Below are 14,983 nucleotides of genomic sequence, written 5' to 3' on the forward strand. Positions count from 1 at the left end.
GGTTTTTCAAAGACGTTGGAGGAATCGATCGATAGCCGGCGAACTCAACGGAGCGAACAGATCTTGTCTGGTATCGGTGTTCGCATTGATGCCGACAACACCGAGCATAGGATAGGCGCCGTACCAGACGATGGTTTCCACTTGGCTCTGCCGCACATAGGCCTTGAACGGCCTCGAATCCTGCGCGCCTTGCCAGAACAGAAAACGCGTGGGCGGAAAACCGTAGCGTTTCCCTGCCGCGTTCACGAACGTATTGGTCCAGATCGCATTCAGCCCCTTCACGGCGGCCAGATCGATGAACTCGTTGAGGTAGCTCTCCCAGGCACCGCCGAAATTGTCGAGAAATAGCAGACGCCGGCCACCATCGATCAGCACCCAGCGCGCCGAGAGGATGGTTGGGATGCCGCCAAGCTCACCCTTGTTGAACCAGAATTTCGCGAGAACATTGACGGCGAACAGGACCAGTCGAAGGATCCAGTATCGAAGGACACCCGGCTTTACACAGGTGATGCTGGCCAGATGATTCTGGTACCGGTTAATTCCGGCTTCCTCGCGCGCATATTTGCGCGCGTTGTCGCGAGCCCGGATCAAAAGACCTGCGGGATGTTCAAACGTCGTCCTGTCGCGATACTCGAGTGCCCCAACCACGCACAGAGCCAGCAGTCCGACGAGATAGCCGGCCATCACGCCGCTCCATCCCAACAGAACCATCAGAAGCCAGCCGTAAGTGAGCGATCTGGCCATTCCAGCCACGTTGCTGATGACCGTTTCCGGCAGCAGCGCTGCAACGAGCAGGACGCCGACCGAGACCAGAAGGAACATGGCGAACTGGATGACATCCAATGCCATACGCCGCAGATTCTCGCGCGTCTTGCTGAGAGGCTGAAGCTCGACCATCAACTGCAGCGATGTCGTGCAATACCGGCCGACGAGCAACAGCCCCCCAATACAGACAAGCTGGAACATGACCACCAGCACCGCACCCAGCGACATCAGGATCCCACTCGGACCATCCACCAATATCCCGGCCCATGTCGGTGATCTGTCAACGCCGGAGATGACCGCGAGCGTGACAACACCGATGAGCACACCGAGCAGCGCGTATCGTGTAACGACCGCCAATTGCAGCGGAAAGCGCCAGAACAGATGCTGGTCGCGGGTATTTTTGCTCGCACTTCGGAGAAGAAGTTCTGCCGCCCGGACCACCAGCCACATCACGCTCAATAGCATCAAGCCGGTCAGCGTTGCCGGCTGTATGACTTCGGTGAGCTGTGAGACCCACGGCAATGCCGATACCTTTGTATCGAGATGCTGCGTTGCGTGACCGACCGTCTCAAGCCATAGCGGCAACACCGCGTAGAGCGCTGATGGTCGATAGCCCAAAGCCCAGCACACGAGTGCGCCCAGAGCGCATGCCAGCAGTGCAACGACGATACCAGCCGCAACGGCGATCTGGGTTCGAAGCGTCATCTGCCATGGCAATTGCGCCGGCTGCTCTGCCCAGCGATTGTCGGCACTGCCGCGAATGCACTCTCGTGTCACGAGATCGAGCAACCCCGCCGGGCGACCGGGCAAGATCGCATCAACGAGAAATCGCGCCGAAAGAAACGACACGATTCCCTTCCGAACGCTGTTCTCGCCTTTGACCTGCACCACCGTGCGGCCGGGACTGCCACTAAAGAACGTATTCGCACCGACATCATAGCGCTCCCAATACTCCCGGACCAGATTTGGGGTCGTTGTTCCTGACAAGGGATAGCCGACACACCGGCGGTAGACCTCGTCGAAACCAATTGGTGCATACTTTAACAGCTCATCCAGAAAACCCGCTCTCGGGCCATCGAACGTTGCCTCGAATACGAGACAAGGCCCGCCCCCGTCGGCAGCGTCCAGGATGACAAAACTACAAAAATGCAGACCTGCAATCTTGTCGAATGGAAACAATGGGCGGCACTCAAGAAACGCTGCCTCACCGCCAAACTGCGGGTCGGCATTGTCGCGAAGATAGCCCCTGCACCATTCAACTTTGGACGGTTCGATCGGTGTGATGATCGTTGTGAAATTCGGATTCAATGGACGGGCTCCGATCCATTCGCATTGAACGTCACGCGCAGCGAGCAAGGTGCTGGCCCGTCGTAGCCGACCTGACCGCCCTGTCCGGGCGCGCGCGCCAGACCCGGCAGGCGCATCAGCGCGCGCACTATCTCCAGCATGACCACGTCAGCAATGTATTTGCCGAAACAGTGGCGCGGCCCGAAACCGAAATGAAAGTAACTCTCGATGGGACGATCGCGAAATGTGAGCGGGTCTGGAAATGATTCGGAATCGAACATGGCCGCCAGCGGCGGTGCCAAGACAAGCGTCCCGGCAGGCACCCGCCGGGCCCGCGGGGTGCCGTTGGCGATGATCGTATCACGCGGGCATGTTCGCACCAGCAAAGGCAGCATCGGACGAAACCGCATGGCTTCATAGATGCAGCCACGTAACGCCTCCCGCGCCGCTGCGAGCTGGCCATTCGGCGCATCAGCAGTGATCGATGTCTGATCGTGGTGGATCGCACGCTCGAGTGCGGCGGACAGCTCCTGGGCATGCGGCAGCGCCCCGGCCTGCTCCAGCAACTGATCCACGGCATGGGTGACACCGCGGATAATGGTGGCTCCGCCCGTCGCAACCAGCCCGGTCAGATAGCAGCGAATCCATTCCTCATCAAACCAGGGCGGGTTGCCCGGCTGACCATGGCGGCGCTGCAACCGTGCCAGCAGGCTGTGAGCTGGAATGGATGGGTGCGATGCAGCGGCAGTAGTGGGGCCGCCGGATCCAAGCTGCTGCGTCAGTTGACAGGTCAGATCTGCGATATCGGCGCGAGACCGGCTCCACGGAAGCGAACCAACTGGCGGGTTGACCATAATGATGCCGGCCAGATTCCGCATGACGCCTGCCATTCGCTGCCGGTCTCCATTCAGTGGAGGGACGCCAAAGTATTCGGCCAGGACGGCAACCATCACCGGCTCCGCCAGATCGGCGACAACGTCGATCTGGCCCGAGTCCTTCAATGCCTCGATGCAGGACTGGCAATTCTCGGAAGCGATCGTCCGGATGAGCCGGGCATCAGTCTTCTCGACCACGCTCTGCAGCATTTCCCTCTCGCGGGCATGCTGCTCTCGCCCATCGACCGTCATCAGAAACGGTCCCCAGGGCATTCCGGGCTCGATGGTGTCGCCCAGTTCAAAGTCGTCGAAGCGTTCGAGCACCTCGCGTACATCGCTGGCTTTTGTCGCCACAAGGACGTTGCCGACGATCGTGATGGGCCGCACGACGCGCAGCACCGCGAAGACCGCCTTGAACAACCGAAGATGGGAGAGCACGTGGCAGGACAGCCGATATTTGACGAGCTCGCCCCACATACGCAGGCGTCGTCCGAAGCGATCCACAGCGCTGGCGCCACCTGGATCGAGTCCATTGGGATCAGCCAGCTTCGAGCCGGATATGCCGGTTGCCGACTGATCCGGCGTATCGTCGCCGACCACCTGATCCCGGAATAGTTTCAATGAATGTTGATCCTGGCCGTCTGCCGGCAGCACCAGATCCTTGGTCTCGCGAATCCCATGCATCGGTGCGCCTATTCGGCTTGGGTTGGAGTGCTCAGCAATAGAACAAGAGCGTTTGTAGTTGTAGAACTATCTATATTCCATCGAAGATAGCTCGCCAAAACTAGGATTGTTATCATACTTGCAAGCCGCAATAACCAGCCGCTGGCCAGCGCCATCATGGCCGACACGTTAGCTGCCGCATTTCCCCGCGTCAGTGAACTAGATCACAGACAGCCGTCCATTCATTCGCATAGTAGCCTTATGGAGGCCAAATGCGACCAACGACAACACAACAACTTGCCATCGAAGCCATGCTCAACAGTCTGCTGGGGCCGCGTGTTTACGACCGCTTGTGCCTGGGTATGAAAGTCGGAGGAATGGATGAGGACGTCCTCTACGTCTTTGTCTCCAATGAAGCCTGCGCAGCGGAGATCGAAGCGGTTCACACGGATGATTTTGCCCTGGCCGCCGAGCACGTGCTGAATCAGCCCGTCCGCTGCGTGAACGTCATCCCATACGATTTCTCGGATCTATCGAGCCCATAGCGGACGCCCCTCACCTTTCACCTTTAAGGGGAACCAACCCTTCGCGTTAGCGAGCTCACTGTCGCCACACGCAGACGAGCCGCCCATTCGGGATGGGGGCTCCCACCGATCTGGCGTCTAGAAGCTCTTTATCGGGTTGCCGAGCAGCACCGTGACAGCCAACACTACAACGACGCCATAGAGGATAAACACCCCGAGTGTGAGGCGCCGGTAAATGCGGCGATAGGTTTGCTCCAATTCGTCGACGGATGCCATGCCGAATACCTCCTGATACCCGGCCACTAATGGGCCAAACACCAACGAAGTCATGTGAACCACATCACACCTTGAGCGGCCGCCCCGACGCATCAAGGGTTGCAGGCTCGGCTTCGGCAACAGCCGCTAGCGCCTTCGGCTTGAGGATGGCGATGCTGCCGGGCTCAAGGCGGATCCACCCTTTCAAGGACCAGGCACGAAGTTGCTTGTTGATGCTTTCTCTAGTCACTCCGACCATCTCGCCGATCTCTTGTTGAGTGACGATAAAAGGACGGCCGACGTCGGAAGGCTCGTGCTTCGAGGCCAAACCGATCAGCAGGTTCGCTAGCCGCGCAGGCAGGTCCTGCAGAATGACATGCTCGACCTGTTCACTCGTCCAGCGCAGACGGGCGCAAAGCAAGTGAATGAACTTCATGGCCAGCATCGGTTGGGATTCGATAAATGGAAAGAAATCTCGCCGGTCGATCACGATAAGCTCGCAATTGGTGTGAGCAATCGCATCGGCCGTTCGCGCAAGCCCGTCGAGCAACGCGATCTCCCCGAATACCTCACCTTTCGTCACAAGATTGAGGATGGCGCTGCGTCCCTCAGATGAGGCGACGCTCATCTTGACGGCGCCGCTCACCACGACGAAGAGACTATTGCCGGGATCTCCTCTCACAAAGACGGTCGCCCCGCGTTTGAACTTTCGGAAGCTCGCATACTGGCATAGTTGATCTAATGCCTTGGCGTCGAGATCAATGAAAAATGGATGACTGCGTAGTATCGACAATCGGGGATTGATCTGAGAAACGCCTCGCGCCATCACAAGTTCTGCTCCATCCCAGAAAAACTCAAAACAAGGCTAGGCACACTGGTATTGTGAAACGAAGCCCCCTCTCAAGAGTCATAGCCTGCCATGAAGACTTTAAGAAGTAACGCAGGATTTTATGGCGAGTAAGCTAGCTTCAGCGAGCGTGGGCTATCCAATGCGCTTCTGACAAACGAACGCCCGCTCGGTTACGGATTCTTCTGCACGGGAAGGCCTCTGCAACTTGGTGTGTCGGCTCAATCGATATGATCGCAGTGCTCACTGATACGAGGTGAATCGGTCAACAAAAATGATCGCTATCCTCTACTTCGACGATACTAGCGTCGTCTCAATCCTTCGATTCTTTCAACTGCCTCATCATGGTCCAAGTTTTCTTCGCCTTCGATTGAGCCGCATTGAACCCGATGATTGAATCAATTCGCGCAGGGCTTTCGCGGCCTGTCGCTTGCTTATTCAGCCTCCTTCTGGAAAACTGGCCGATCTGCCCTGCCCTTGCCGCGCTACACAAGGCGCAAACGCCTCAAGAGGGTGGGCTCGGATATTTTTTTGACGCGCCGACGTGGGCACGCAAGAGAGGTTGCCCGGTCAAAAATGAACCGCTGGGTACCGATTGCGACTTGGCGGTGCAACGCGCCGAAAAAATATTACTACCCGCGTTCGATAGCTGGCTGAGCGGCGGCGAAGATGCAAATCCGGTCGGCTTCGGCGTGGTGATCGGAACGCTGGACTGGATGTTTCACGAGTACCGCCGGACGTGGAAACAGAAAACTGCGAAGCGTTTGCAGCCGTTGAGCCCAGGACAATGCCGCGTCCATGAAACCGGCATCAAGATGATCTGCGAATATCTATTGCGGGACGGCAGGCGGCTTGGCACGCGGCGGGTGTCGAGCATCGATACAGCCTTTGCCGATGATCTGTTTGAGAAGCTGCTCTACAAAAATGTCGATGGCGAAAAAATCGAACGCCGCACTACCGTAAACCACGCCATGAAAACCGCGCGCGGTGCGTGGAACACAATCTCACGGGCGCATCCTCACATGTTTCCGCCGCAAAACTCATTCGAAAAGATGGGCCTGCGATCGACATCGCGCGAGACCCCCGCACGCGAACTTCGATGAGCTGATGGCGTTCCGCGCCAAGGCATTCGAAATGGAATTCGCGTCGCTGGAAACCCGCGTTCTGATCGGCTGGGAATGGCTCCAGCGCAAGGCGCATATTTTCATCCGGTTTATGGCCGAGCACTATCGCCCGGACAGCCACCCGAACCACGTCTACGTCATCAACTACAAGACTAGCACCGGCTCATGGGAACCGTTGTTCGATAAGAAGGGCAAACCGCTCTATCCCCTGCTGATGGCAGAGCTGGATGCCATGAAGGCACTGCGACCAAAAGGCGGCCTGATGCTGCGGCGGGACGGCAGCAGCCTGCCGTGGAGCGGCAAGGGCGAGATGCTGACGCAAGTGGAGCGCATCTCGAAAAAGATCATCATCGCTGCGGGCTTGCGACCTGAGCTAACCTTCACATCGATCGGCACGGCGGGGCCACCGAATCGAAATCCTCGGGACTGACCACATTGCAATTGATGGACAAGGGTCAGTGGTCCTCGGTGGCGGCGATGGCGAAGTACCTGCACGACGACGAAGGCAAGCAGCAAGCTCAGATCAAGCGCATTAAACGGCGCAAGCAGGCGGCCAAAAAGTGAACGTTTGTCGGAATGAATTCGTTGAGCTTGTCGGAATGGAAAGTTCCTGACGCGCTAAGCCATTGAAAATATTGGAGCGGGTAGAGGGAATCGAACCCTCGTATTCAGCTTGGAAGGCTGCTGCTCTACCATTGAGCTATACCCGCGTGCCGCGTCAGGTAACACGTTGCGCGGCGGGTCTCAACCTCATGTGAGGTCGCATCCCCTGCCCGCTGCGACCGGCGGATTGCGATTGGATTTCAAGGGGATGGCGTGTGGACATGCGATTTGCGGCCGGGGATGCCGGGCCACCTCTGCTCGTCATTCTCAGGCAAACCAATTGGTTTGCCTGAGGGCGCGTCGCCGGCGAAGCCGGCAGAGCGCGAACCCGGAATCTCGTAGTGTTTTGCGCTGACTAGAGATTCCCATGCTGAGATTCCGGGTTCGCGTGCGCGAAGGCGCACCCGCGCCCCGGAATGACGAGTGTGGGGCGGGCAAGAATATTTTCTCCTATCTCTCGTTGACAGAATCCCTATAAGGTTTATATTCCCCATCGTCCGGCCCCGATGAGAGGGGCGAGCGCGATCGTCACGTTCGCGGGGCCGGATGCGGTGGACGCCGGAGATGCGGCGTTACGCGGTTCATGGGTGACGTCTGTCTTCGGGCAGGACGGATCTGCGCCAGCACTGCCACTGGCAAGGACACGGCCGACCTTGAGATGGAAAGAACCCTGGACAGTGTGACGGACGACCAAATCGAAACGCGTCCGGCTTAAGTGCTTGAGGCTACCCTGTCCCTCCGCCCTGGGACACTAATTTTGGTGATGGGGCCGTTCGCCAAGGCAGATGTGCAGGCAACCGAAAAAACACCGCAGGCGGAACGCCGGGCACTTCGCCCAGCGCGTCCGAAAGTCCTGATGCACTCTATAGATTGCGGAAGACCGCATCGCATCAGGCCCAAGGGTGCAACGGGCACCCGGCGTTCCGCACGCCCTCTCGATTGAGGGTGGGAAGGAATGCGCAAAACTCGGACGCCATTGGCGCCGCGAGAATGCGAGCGCATGGCTCTTTGAAATTTTGGAGATGCGATGGCGCGACGGCGCCAGAAATATCCCTCCCCCCGCGCGAAGCGAAGCTTCGCTAGGCGGGGAGGGTCGGCCGATAGGCCGGGGTGGGGGTGCCACACGGTACATCGCTTGTGGAAACACCCCACCCGTCTCGATGCTCGCTGAACGCTCGCATCGATCCACCCTCCCCGCGTCGCGTGGCTGCGCCACGCTAGGGGAGGGAAAAGAAAGAACGCCTCGCCTGCTCGGCGAAGCGCTCGCTGCCTTTACCAGGTAGCGAGCACCGAGCCCTTGAACTTCTCGTCGATGAACGCCTTCACTTCCGGCGACTGATAGCTTTCCACCAGCGTCTTCACCCAGGGCTTGTCCTTGTCCACGGCACGCACGGCGATGATGTTGGCGTAAGGACCCTTCGGGTCCTCGCGCAGGATCGCGTCCTTCACCGGATCGAGACCGGCCTGCGTGGCGTAATTGGTGTTGATGCCGGCGACATCGACGTCAGGCAGCGTGCGCGGCAGCTGCGCGGCGTCGACTTCGGTGATCTTCAGCTTCTTCGGATTGTCGGTGATGTCGAGCAAGGTCGGCTTGAAGCCGACGCCATCCTTCAACTTGATGATGCCCTTGTCGCGCAGCAGGATCAGCACGCGGCCGCCATTGGTCGGATCGTTGGGGATCGCCAGCGTGGCGCCGCTCTTGACCTCGTCCCAGGTCTTCACCTTCTTCGAATAGATGCCCATCGGGAAGTTGATGGTGTTGCCGACAGCGACGATCTTGTATTTGCGATCGGCCACCTGGTTGTCGAGATAGGGCTGATGCTGGAACGAATTGGCCTGCAGGTCACCGGCTTCCAGCGCCGCATTCGGCACCACGTAATCGGAGAATTCGACGATCTGGATGTCGAGGCCCTTCTTGGCGGCGACGGCCTTGGCAGCTTCCAGCACCTGCGCGTGCGGACCCGGTGTCACGCCGACCTTGATGGTCTCGGCAGAAGCGGCGCCGGTGAGCGCGGCGAAAGCGAGGATGGAGAGAAAGTAACGACGAAGAGACATTGTGTTTTCCATTGTAAGTAAACGAGTGTGAGCGGGCCCGCTGACGCGAGCGACCGTTTCAGGAATGTCGCGTGCGCTTGTCGAGGCGGCGCGAGATGAAGTCGCCAAGGCTCTGCACGCCCTGCACGAGACAGATCAGCACGGCGACGACGGTCGCCATGACTTCCGGCATGAAGCGCTGATAGCCATAGCGAATGCCGAGATCGCCGAGCCCGCCGCCGCCGACCGCGCCGACCATGGCCGAATAGCCGATCAGGCTGACGGTCGCGAGCGTGAGCGCCAGCGTTACCGCCGGCATCGCTTCGGGTAACAAGACCTTCCAGACGATCTGCAGCGGGCTCGCGCCAAAGGCACGCGCGGCTTCGACGAGGCCCTGATCGACTTCGCGGATCGCGCCTTCGATGACCCTGGCGATGAACGGCGTCGCGGCGATGGTCAGCGGCACCACGGCAGCGCTGGTGCCGATCGAGGTGCCGGCGATCAGGCGCGTCAGCGGCACGATGGCGACGACGAGAATGATGAACGGCGTCGAGCGCGTGGCATTGACGACGAGGCCAAGCAGCCGATTGACGTTCGGCGCCGGGAACAGTTCACCGGCGCGGCTGGTCGCCAGGAAGATGCCGAGCGGCAGACCGGCCAGCGTGCCGAAAATGCCGGCCAGCGCCACCATGGTGAGCGTGTCCAGCGTCGACCACAGGATCATGTTGATCAGTTCAGGCGACATAGCCGAGATGCTCCACGGTGTTGCGGGTCGCGGTGAGATCGGCGATCAGCTTCGCCTGCAATTCCGGCTCGGCCGCGACGGAGGCGATCAGCGTACCGAACGGATGATCGGCAACATATTCGATCTGGCCATGCATGATGTTGAAATCGACATTGTAGGTGCGCGTCAGCCTGGACAGCACCGGCTCGTCCGCATCGGCGCCGGTGAAAGCGATGCGGATCACCGCCTGACGGCCGGGCGCATAGTCCGCAAGCAGCTTGGCCTGCAGCCATTCCGGCACATTGCCGCCGGTGACTTCGCCGACGAAGCGCTTGGTCGTGGCGTGGGTCGGCTTCGAGAAGATCTCGTAGGTGGTGCCCTGCTCGATGATCTGCCCGCCTTCCATCACAGCGACGCGCTGGGCGAGCTTCTTCACCACGGACATTTCATGGGTGATGAAGAGGATGGTGAGATTGAGATCGGCATTGATCTGCTTGAGCAGCGCGATGATCTGCGCCGTGGTCTCCGGATCGAGCGCCGAGGTCGCCTCGTCCGACAGCAGCACTTTCGGTTTGGTGGCCAGCGCACGAGCGATGCCGACGCGCTGCTTCTGTCCGCCGGAGAGTTCGGCGGGATAACGGTCGCGCTTGTCGGCAAGGCCGACCATGTCGAGCAGCGGCTCGACGATTCCCGGGATCGCTTTCCGCGGCGTGCCGGCGATCTCCAGCGGCAGCGCGATGTTGTCGAAGGCGGTGCGTGACGACAGCAGGTTGAAATGCTGGAAGATCATGCCGATGGAGCGGCGCGCCTGACGCAGCGCCTTCTCATCCAGCGATCCGATGTCGAGACCGTCGACGGTGACCTTGCCATGGGTCGGCTGCTCGAGCCCGTTGATCAGGCGGATCAGCGTCGACTTGCCGGCGCCGCTCTTGCCGATCACGCCGACAATGGCGCCTTCGGGCACCACGAGGTCGATATTGTCGACCGCCTTCACTTCGGCGGAATCCTTCCGCGACGGGAAGATCTTGCTGACGCCATCGAAGGAGATGATGGCACGCCCTTGTTGGCCAGGATCTTGCGGATCGAGAACTGGCACGGGCGCTCCGGTCGGCTTGGACAGGGGAGCGTTCATTGAATGACGTTTCTGCGCAGTTGTGAAGCACGGGGCCGGCCTGCGTGTCGCGGGCGCCGTGGCGGCAACCTACTGATTTCGGGCATTATTTCAACCGCACTGCACAAATGAGGAAAATCCAGCGGTTTCAATGGCCTGCGGGAGTAAAAGAGTGCCGGGAGACGGCTGGTGACAGCGCTAATCGTCTCCCGGCGAGTTTTTGGGAGCTTACGAGCCCGGGGTCCAGGTCCAGACGATGTCCTTCACATTGATCGCCTTGGGGATCAGGCCGAGCTTGTGGAAGCGATCCGCCGTTTCCTGCTGGGTGGCAATGATCCGGTCGTTGATCGGCACCACCGTGTAGTTCGACCGTTCGACGGCGCGCGTGGTGGCAGCCTTGTCGACACCGGTCGCCTCCTGAAGCTTCGTTGCGACCTCCGGCCGATTGGCCTCGGCCCATTTCCCTTCATCGGCAAAGGTCTTGTTGAACAGCGCGACGATGTCCGGATGCCTGGTGGTGAAATCCTTATTGGCGAGGAAGAACGAAATGGAATCCTGCACGTCCTTGGAGAAGGCAATCACCCGCGCCTGCTTGCCCTCGGCGAGCGCCAGATACGGATCCCAGATCGACCACGCGTCGATATTACCACCGGCGAATGCTGCCACCGCGTCGGCGGGGCCGAGATAGACCGGCGTGATATCCGCATAGGTCAATCCGGCCTTCTCCAGCGCGGCGATGATGGTGTTATGTGCGCTCGATCCCTTGCCGAAGCCGACCTTCTTGCCTTTGAGATCGGCGAGCGTCTTGATCGGCGAATTCTCGGGAACGACGATGCCCTGATTGTAGCCGCGCGACGGGATGGCGGCGATATAGACGAGATTGGCACGCGCAGCCTGCGCGAAGATCGGCGGCGCGTCGCCGGCATAGCCGAAGTCGACATTGCCGGTGTTGATCGCTTCGAGGATCGGCGGCCCGAACTGGAACTCGACCCAGCGCACGCTGATGCCCTTTTCCTTGAACACCTTCTCCAGCGTCGCGCGCTGCTTCACCGCCGGGAAGATGCCGGCTTTCTGAAAGCCGATGCGGATTTCCTTCAGCTCCTGCGCCGTTGCTGGCGATGCGATGAGCCCGGCTGACAGCAACAGTGCTGCGGAGAGACCTGCGACCACAGATCGTCGGGAATAGGACATGCGCTGTTGCTCCATTTGCGCCCGGGGGATGCAAGGGCGCGATGGTCAAACGCTACGCGCGATTGCGAAGATTGTGCTTTCAAAGGTCGCGGGCAGTCTGCAAGTTTTGCAATCCGAAGGTCAGCTCCGGGAGCAGCTTCATCTCCGCCGCAAGGAAATAACCTGCTCTTCCGGCGCCACCCGGAAGGCATGCGGAGAACGTTTCCGCTGCGCAACAAGGCCTGTGCAGCATGCCTGCATCGCCGCGCCCGGAACTACAGTTGGCCATTTCATTGACGGAAACGCGCCGCTCTCGCACCTTTGCTGCTCACGAAACATCATCAGCAAAGCAGTGCCAACATGCTTCCGATTCACATCGCCCACTTTATCGAACGCTTCGTGTTCCGGCGTACCCGGGCGCTGCAACTGGCCGCCGTGGCCTCCATGCTGTCGGTCTCCTTCGCCTGCGCGCAGACACCGGACACGGTGCGCATCGGCTATCAGAAGTCGTCGACGCTGATCGCCGTGCTGAAAACCAATGGCGAATTGGAGAAGGCGCTCGCGCCGCTCGGCGTGAAGATCAGCTGGCATGAATTCACCAGCGGCCTGCCGCTGCTCGAAGCCATCAACACCAACAATGTCGATTTCGGCGCCGACGTCGCTGACACCGTGCCGCTGTTCGCGCAGGCGGCCGGCGCCAAGCTCGCTTACATCGCCGAGGAAGCCGCCTCGCCTGCCGCGCAGGCGATTGTGGTGCCGGCGGAGTCGCCGCTCAAGACGGTCGCCGATCTCAAGGGCAAGAAGGTCGCGGTCACCAAAGGCGCCGGCAGCCACTTCCTGCTGCTCGCTGCGCTGAGCAAGGCCGGCCTCACCTTCAAGGACATCCAGCCTGCCTATCTGCCACCGGCCGATGGTCGCATCGCCTTTGTCGGCGGCAATGTCGATGCCTGGGTGGCGTGGGATCCGTTCCTCACCAGCGCGCAGCGTCAGTCCAATGCGCGCGTGCTTGCCGATGGCAGCAACGGGCTTGCCAGCTACAAGCGCTACTACCTGTCGTCGGCCGCCTATGCCGACAAGCGCGGTGACGTGCTGAACGTGATCTTCAAGAAGCTGGACGAGACCGGCAAATGGGCGAAGGCCGAGCCGAAGGAAGCCGCCAAGCTCCTCTCAAGCCTGTGGGGCATCAACGTCGCCACTGTCGAGGAAGCCAACAGCCACCGCTCCTACAAGGTCGGCGCCGTCACCAAGGCCGGCCTGTCCGAGCAGCAGATCATCGCCGACGCCTTCTTCAACGAAAAACTGATCCCCGTGAAGGTCGACGCCAGCGACGTGAAGATCTGGGCGCCGAAGTAATCCCATTCTGACATTCCCTGAAAGACAACGACAATGAAGACCGCCCTCTCCGTCATCGCCGCCGCGATGCTCGCACTCGTCTCCTTTGGCGAGCATGCCAATGCGCAGTCCGCCACCAAGCCTGAACTGAAGGTCGGTTTCGTGCCCGGCCCCTATATCGACGGCTTCAAGAAGGGCGTCGAGCCCGAGCTGAAAAAGAAGGGCTACACCGTCAAATATTATGAGTTCTCGACGGGCCTGGAAGCCAACACCGCCGTGTTCAAGAACGATATCGACGCCAATGTGATGCAGCACACGGTGTTCCTCGACAGCTATAACCAGCGCCAGAAGACCGATCTGACTGGCATCATCACGGTGCCGACGCCGCCGATGGGTCTCTATTCGACCAAGCACAAGACATCCGATGCCGTGAAGGCCGGCGCCACCGTGGTGGTGCCCAATGATCCCGTGAACCTGCAGCGCGCGCTGTGGATCCTGCGCGACCTCGGCTGGATCGAGATCAAGGACAACAACCCCGTCGATGTCACCGAGCTCGACGTGATCAAAAATCCGAAGGGTATCAAGATCGTGCCGCTGGAGAATGCGCAGGCGCCGCGCGCCCTTGGCGATGCCGACTTCGCCGCCGTGCAGGGCAATTTCGCGATCTATAGCGGGCTGAAGCTGACCGAGGCCTTCGCGCTGGAAAAAATGACCAAGCCCTACACCAATGTCGTGGCTGTCCGCCGGGGCAATGCCGAGGCGCCATGGGCGAAGGACATCGTTGCGGCCTATCAATCGGACACGTTCAAGACCGCCATCCGCAACGACAAGTTCTACGCCGGCTTCACCCTGCCCGAATACTTCAACTGAGCGCAACCTACGCGCGCAGGCTGCCCTAGCGCGACGATCATACCGAGCCGCGGATTTGACTCCCAGCGCGGCTCGGTTACGCTTTCCGGAGGCGTTATGAGACGCCTCGGAAACGAGGGACATGAGAGATCGGATCGTCGGGGTATTGCTGGCTTTGTGCGCGATCGCCACACCGGCGACCGCCCAGACGCTGTCAAACTTCGAGATCGCCGCCCGCTCCCGCGGCACCCCCGACATTCCCGGCCTCAACATGGTCTGGCTAAGGCCATGGACCGATCTCCGCCACGCCCGTGAATGGCGCAACATCGTCGTGCATCAGTCGGAAGGCGCGGTCGGCTCCGCCTGGCGTAACGCTGTCGCGCAGATGCAGAAACCCGATCGTCGCGGCGTTGCCATCTGGATCGAGACCGACGGCACGGTTTACTGGTCGACGCCCGAATGGGCGGTGCCGAACCATCTCAACCGCGGCAACCGCAACGACAACAAGTATATCGACAACAGCGGGACCTATCAGCAGATCGACAATGACTCATCGATCGGGGTCGAGTTCGTCGGCAACTACCCCAATGTCCGCAAGCCACCGACTGACGCGCAGATCGCAGCCTGGCGCGTGCTGGTCCGCGTGTTGCAGGCCCGCTACGATATCCCGAACGAGCGCGTGTTCGCGCACAACTGGATCGACTATAAGGATCGCCGCTACTGCGAAGGCTGCGAACTCGCCAGGATCGCCCGGACCCAGGGAATCGAGACTGCGCAGCAGATAGCCCCTGCGCATCAAGCCGAAAGCAGCAAATAGGCC

General features: G+C 60.2%; 15 protein-coding genes and 1 tRNA gene. 7 read left to right on the plus strand and 9 right to left on the minus strand.

Annotated elements, in window-relative coordinates:
• Positions 1 to 6 precede the first annotated feature (6 nt).
• Positions 7 to 2,073: a hypothetical protein gene (locus AB7828_RS09730; RefSeq protein WP_441230020.1), complete on the minus strand. Its 2,067-nt coding sequence runs from the start codon at positions 2,071 to 2,073 to the stop codon at positions 7 to 9.
• Positions 2,070 to 3,527 (minus strand): cytochrome P450, encoded by a 1,458-nt coding sequence (locus AB7828_RS09735; protein ID WP_441230021.1) that lies wholly within the window; start codon positions 3,525 to 3,527, stop codon positions 2,070 to 2,072. Before AB7828_RS09735 ends, AB7828_RS09730 begins: the two co-directional genes overlap by 4 nt.
• 335 nt (positions 3,528 to 3,862) lie before the next feature.
• On the opposite strand from AB7828_RS09735, the gene AB7828_RS09740 reads away from it, so the two are divergent.
• The gene (locus AB7828_RS09740) at positions 3,863 to 4,135 is read left to right on the plus strand and encodes a hypothetical protein (protein ID WP_147421613.1); all 273 of its coding nucleotides are present in this window, start codon (positions 3,863 to 3,865) and stop codon (positions 4,133 to 4,135) included.
• Positions 4,136 to 4,252: 117 nt separating this feature from the next.
• Here AB7828_RS09740 and AB7828_RS09745 read toward each other — a convergent pair whose 3' ends face one another.
• Both AB7828_RS09745 and AB7828_RS09750 read right to left on the minus strand, forming a co-directional pair.
• Positions 4,253 to 4,390, minus strand: a complete 138-nt coding sequence (locus AB7828_RS09745; protein WP_176454725.1) for a hypothetical protein — start codon at positions 4,388 to 4,390, stop codon at positions 4,253 to 4,255.
• Between the two features lie 64 nt (positions 4,391 to 4,454).
• Positions 4,455 to 5,195: a Crp/Fnr family transcriptional regulator gene (locus tag AB7828_RS09750; protein WP_439057451.1), complete on the minus strand. Its 741-nt coding sequence runs from the start codon at positions 5,193 to 5,195 to the stop codon at positions 4,455 to 4,457.
• A gap of 401 nt (positions 5,196 to 5,596) precedes the next feature.
• On the opposite strand from AB7828_RS09750, the gene AB7828_RS09755 reads away from it, so the two are divergent.
• From AB7828_RS09755 to AB7828_RS09765, 3 genes are read left to right on the plus strand one after another with little or no spacing between them, the layout of a single operon-like run.
• Complete coding sequence (locus AB7828_RS09755; protein ID WP_441230022.1) at positions 5,597 to 6,319, plus strand: hypothetical protein; 723 nt, start codon at positions 5,597 to 5,599, stop codon at positions 6,317 to 6,319.
• 4 nt (positions 6,320 to 6,323) lie between these two features.
• The gene (locus tag AB7828_RS09760; protein ID WP_441230023.1) at positions 6,324 to 6,770 is read left to right on the plus strand and encodes a hypothetical protein; all 447 of its coding nucleotides are present in this window, start codon (positions 6,324 to 6,326) and stop codon (positions 6,768 to 6,770) included.
• Positions 6,771 to 6,775: 5 nt separating this feature from the next.
• Positions 6,776 to 6,904 (plus strand): hypothetical protein, encoded by a 129-nt coding sequence (locus tag AB7828_RS09765; RefSeq protein ID WP_441230024.1) that lies wholly within the window; start codon positions 6,776 to 6,778, stop codon positions 6,902 to 6,904.
• A 72-nt stretch (positions 6,905 to 6,976) separates the two neighbouring features.
• On the opposite strand, the gene AB7828_RS09770 is transcribed toward AB7828_RS09765, so the two are convergent.
• From AB7828_RS09770 to AB7828_RS09790, 5 genes are all read right to left on the minus strand, one after another.
• Positions 6,977 to 7,050: transfer RNA gene (locus AB7828_RS09770), tRNA-Gly, on the minus strand.
• A 1,165-nt stretch (positions 7,051 to 8,215) separates the two neighbouring features.
• Positions 8,216 to 9,010, minus strand: a complete 795-nt coding sequence (locus AB7828_RS09775) for a MetQ/NlpA family ABC transporter substrate-binding protein (RefSeq protein ID WP_414716875.1) — start codon at positions 9,008 to 9,010, stop codon at positions 8,216 to 8,218.
• Between the two features lie 46 nt (positions 9,011 to 9,056).
• Entirely contained in the window at positions 9,057 to 9,722 is a 666-nt protein-coding gene (locus tag AB7828_RS09780) for a methionine ABC transporter permease (protein ID WP_068732062.1), read from the minus strand.
• Positions 9,712 to 10,833 carry a methionine ABC transporter ATP-binding protein gene (locus AB7828_RS09785; RefSeq protein ID WP_441230025.1) on the minus strand — a complete coding sequence of 374 codons (1,122 nt, stop codon included), beginning with the start codon at positions 10,831 to 10,833 and terminating at the stop codon, positions 9,712 to 9,714. Before AB7828_RS09785 ends, AB7828_RS09780 begins: the two co-directional genes overlap by 11 nt.
• Positions 10,834 to 11,040: 207 nt before the next feature.
• Positions 11,041 to 12,003 carry an aliphatic sulfonate ABC transporter substrate-binding protein gene (locus AB7828_RS09790; protein WP_441230026.1) on the minus strand — a complete coding sequence of 321 codons (963 nt, stop codon included), beginning with the start codon at positions 12,001 to 12,003 and terminating at the stop codon, positions 11,041 to 11,043.
• Between the two features lie 423 nt (positions 12,004 to 12,426).
• On the opposite strand from AB7828_RS09790, the gene AB7828_RS09795 reads away from it, so the two are divergent.
• The 3 genes from AB7828_RS09795 (at position 12,427) to AB7828_RS09805 (ending at position 14,980) form a co-directional block, all read left to right on the plus strand.
• On the plus strand, positions 12,427 to 13,335 hold the full coding sequence (locus AB7828_RS09795) for an aliphatic sulfonate ABC transporter substrate-binding protein (protein WP_441232217.1): 909 nt from the start codon (positions 12,427 to 12,429) through the stop codon (positions 13,333 to 13,335).
• A 33-nt stretch (positions 13,336 to 13,368) separates the two neighbouring features.
• Positions 13,369 to 14,184, plus strand: coding sequence for a MetQ/NlpA family ABC transporter substrate-binding protein (locus AB7828_RS09800; protein ID WP_320444700.1), 816 nt, complete (start codon positions 13,369 to 13,371; stop codon positions 14,182 to 14,184).
• 121 nt (positions 14,185 to 14,305) lie between these two features.
• Positions 14,306 to 14,980 carry a peptidoglycan recognition protein family protein gene (locus AB7828_RS09805; RefSeq protein ID WP_093762138.1) on the plus strand — a complete coding sequence of 225 codons (675 nt, stop codon included), beginning with the start codon at positions 14,306 to 14,308 and terminating at the stop codon, positions 14,978 to 14,980.
• The last annotated feature ends 3 nt before the right edge of the window (positions 14,981 to 14,983 follow it).

This window comes from Tardiphaga sp. 215_C5_N2_1 (assembly GCF_052076055.1).
GTDB lineage: Bacteria > Pseudomonadota > Alphaproteobacteria > Rhizobiales > Xanthobacteraceae > Tardiphaga > Tardiphaga robiniae.

Excerpts from the sequence above, each read along its gene's own strand:
- AB7828_RS09740 (WP_147421613.1), top strand. The coding sequence starts at position 3,863 with ATGCGACCAACGACAACACAACAACTTGCCATCGAAGCCATGCTCAAC.
- AB7828_RS09745 (WP_176454725.1), bottom strand. The coding sequence starts at position 4,390 with ATGGCATCCGTCGACGAATTGGAGCAAACCTATCGCCGCATTTACCGG.
- AB7828_RS09750 (WP_439057451.1), bottom strand. The coding sequence starts at position 5,195 with ATGGCGCGAGGCGTTTCTCAGATCAATCCCCGATTGTCGATACTACGC.
- AB7828_RS09760 (WP_441230023.1), top strand. The coding sequence starts at position 6,324 with ATGGCGTTCCGCGCCAAGGCATTCGAAATGGAATTCGCGTCGCTGGAA.
- AB7828_RS09775 (WP_414716875.1), bottom strand. The coding sequence starts at position 9,010 with ATGGAAAACACAATGTCTCTTCGTCGTTACTTTCTCTCCATCCTCGCT.
- AB7828_RS09780 (WP_068732062.1), bottom strand. The coding sequence starts at position 9,722 with ATGTCGCCTGAACTGATCAACATGATCCTGTGGTCGACGCTGGACACG.
- AB7828_RS09785 (WP_441230025.1), bottom strand. The coding sequence starts at position 10,833 with ATGAACGCTCCCCTGTCCAAGCCGACCGGAGCGCCCGTGCCAGTTCTC.
- AB7828_RS09790 (WP_441230026.1), bottom strand. The coding sequence starts at position 12,003 with ATGTCCTATTCCCGACGATCTGTGGTCGCAGGTCTCTCCGCAGCACTG.
- AB7828_RS09795 (WP_441232217.1), top strand. The coding sequence starts at position 12,427 with ATGCTGTCGGTCTCCTTCGCCTGCGCGCAGACACCGGACACGGTGCGC.
- AB7828_RS09800 (WP_320444700.1), top strand. The coding sequence starts at position 13,369 with ATGAAGACCGCCCTCTCCGTCATCGCCGCCGCGATGCTCGCACTCGTC.
- AB7828_RS09805 (WP_093762138.1), top strand. The coding sequence starts at position 14,306 with ATGAGAGATCGGATCGTCGGGGTATTGCTGGCTTTGTGCGCGATCGCC.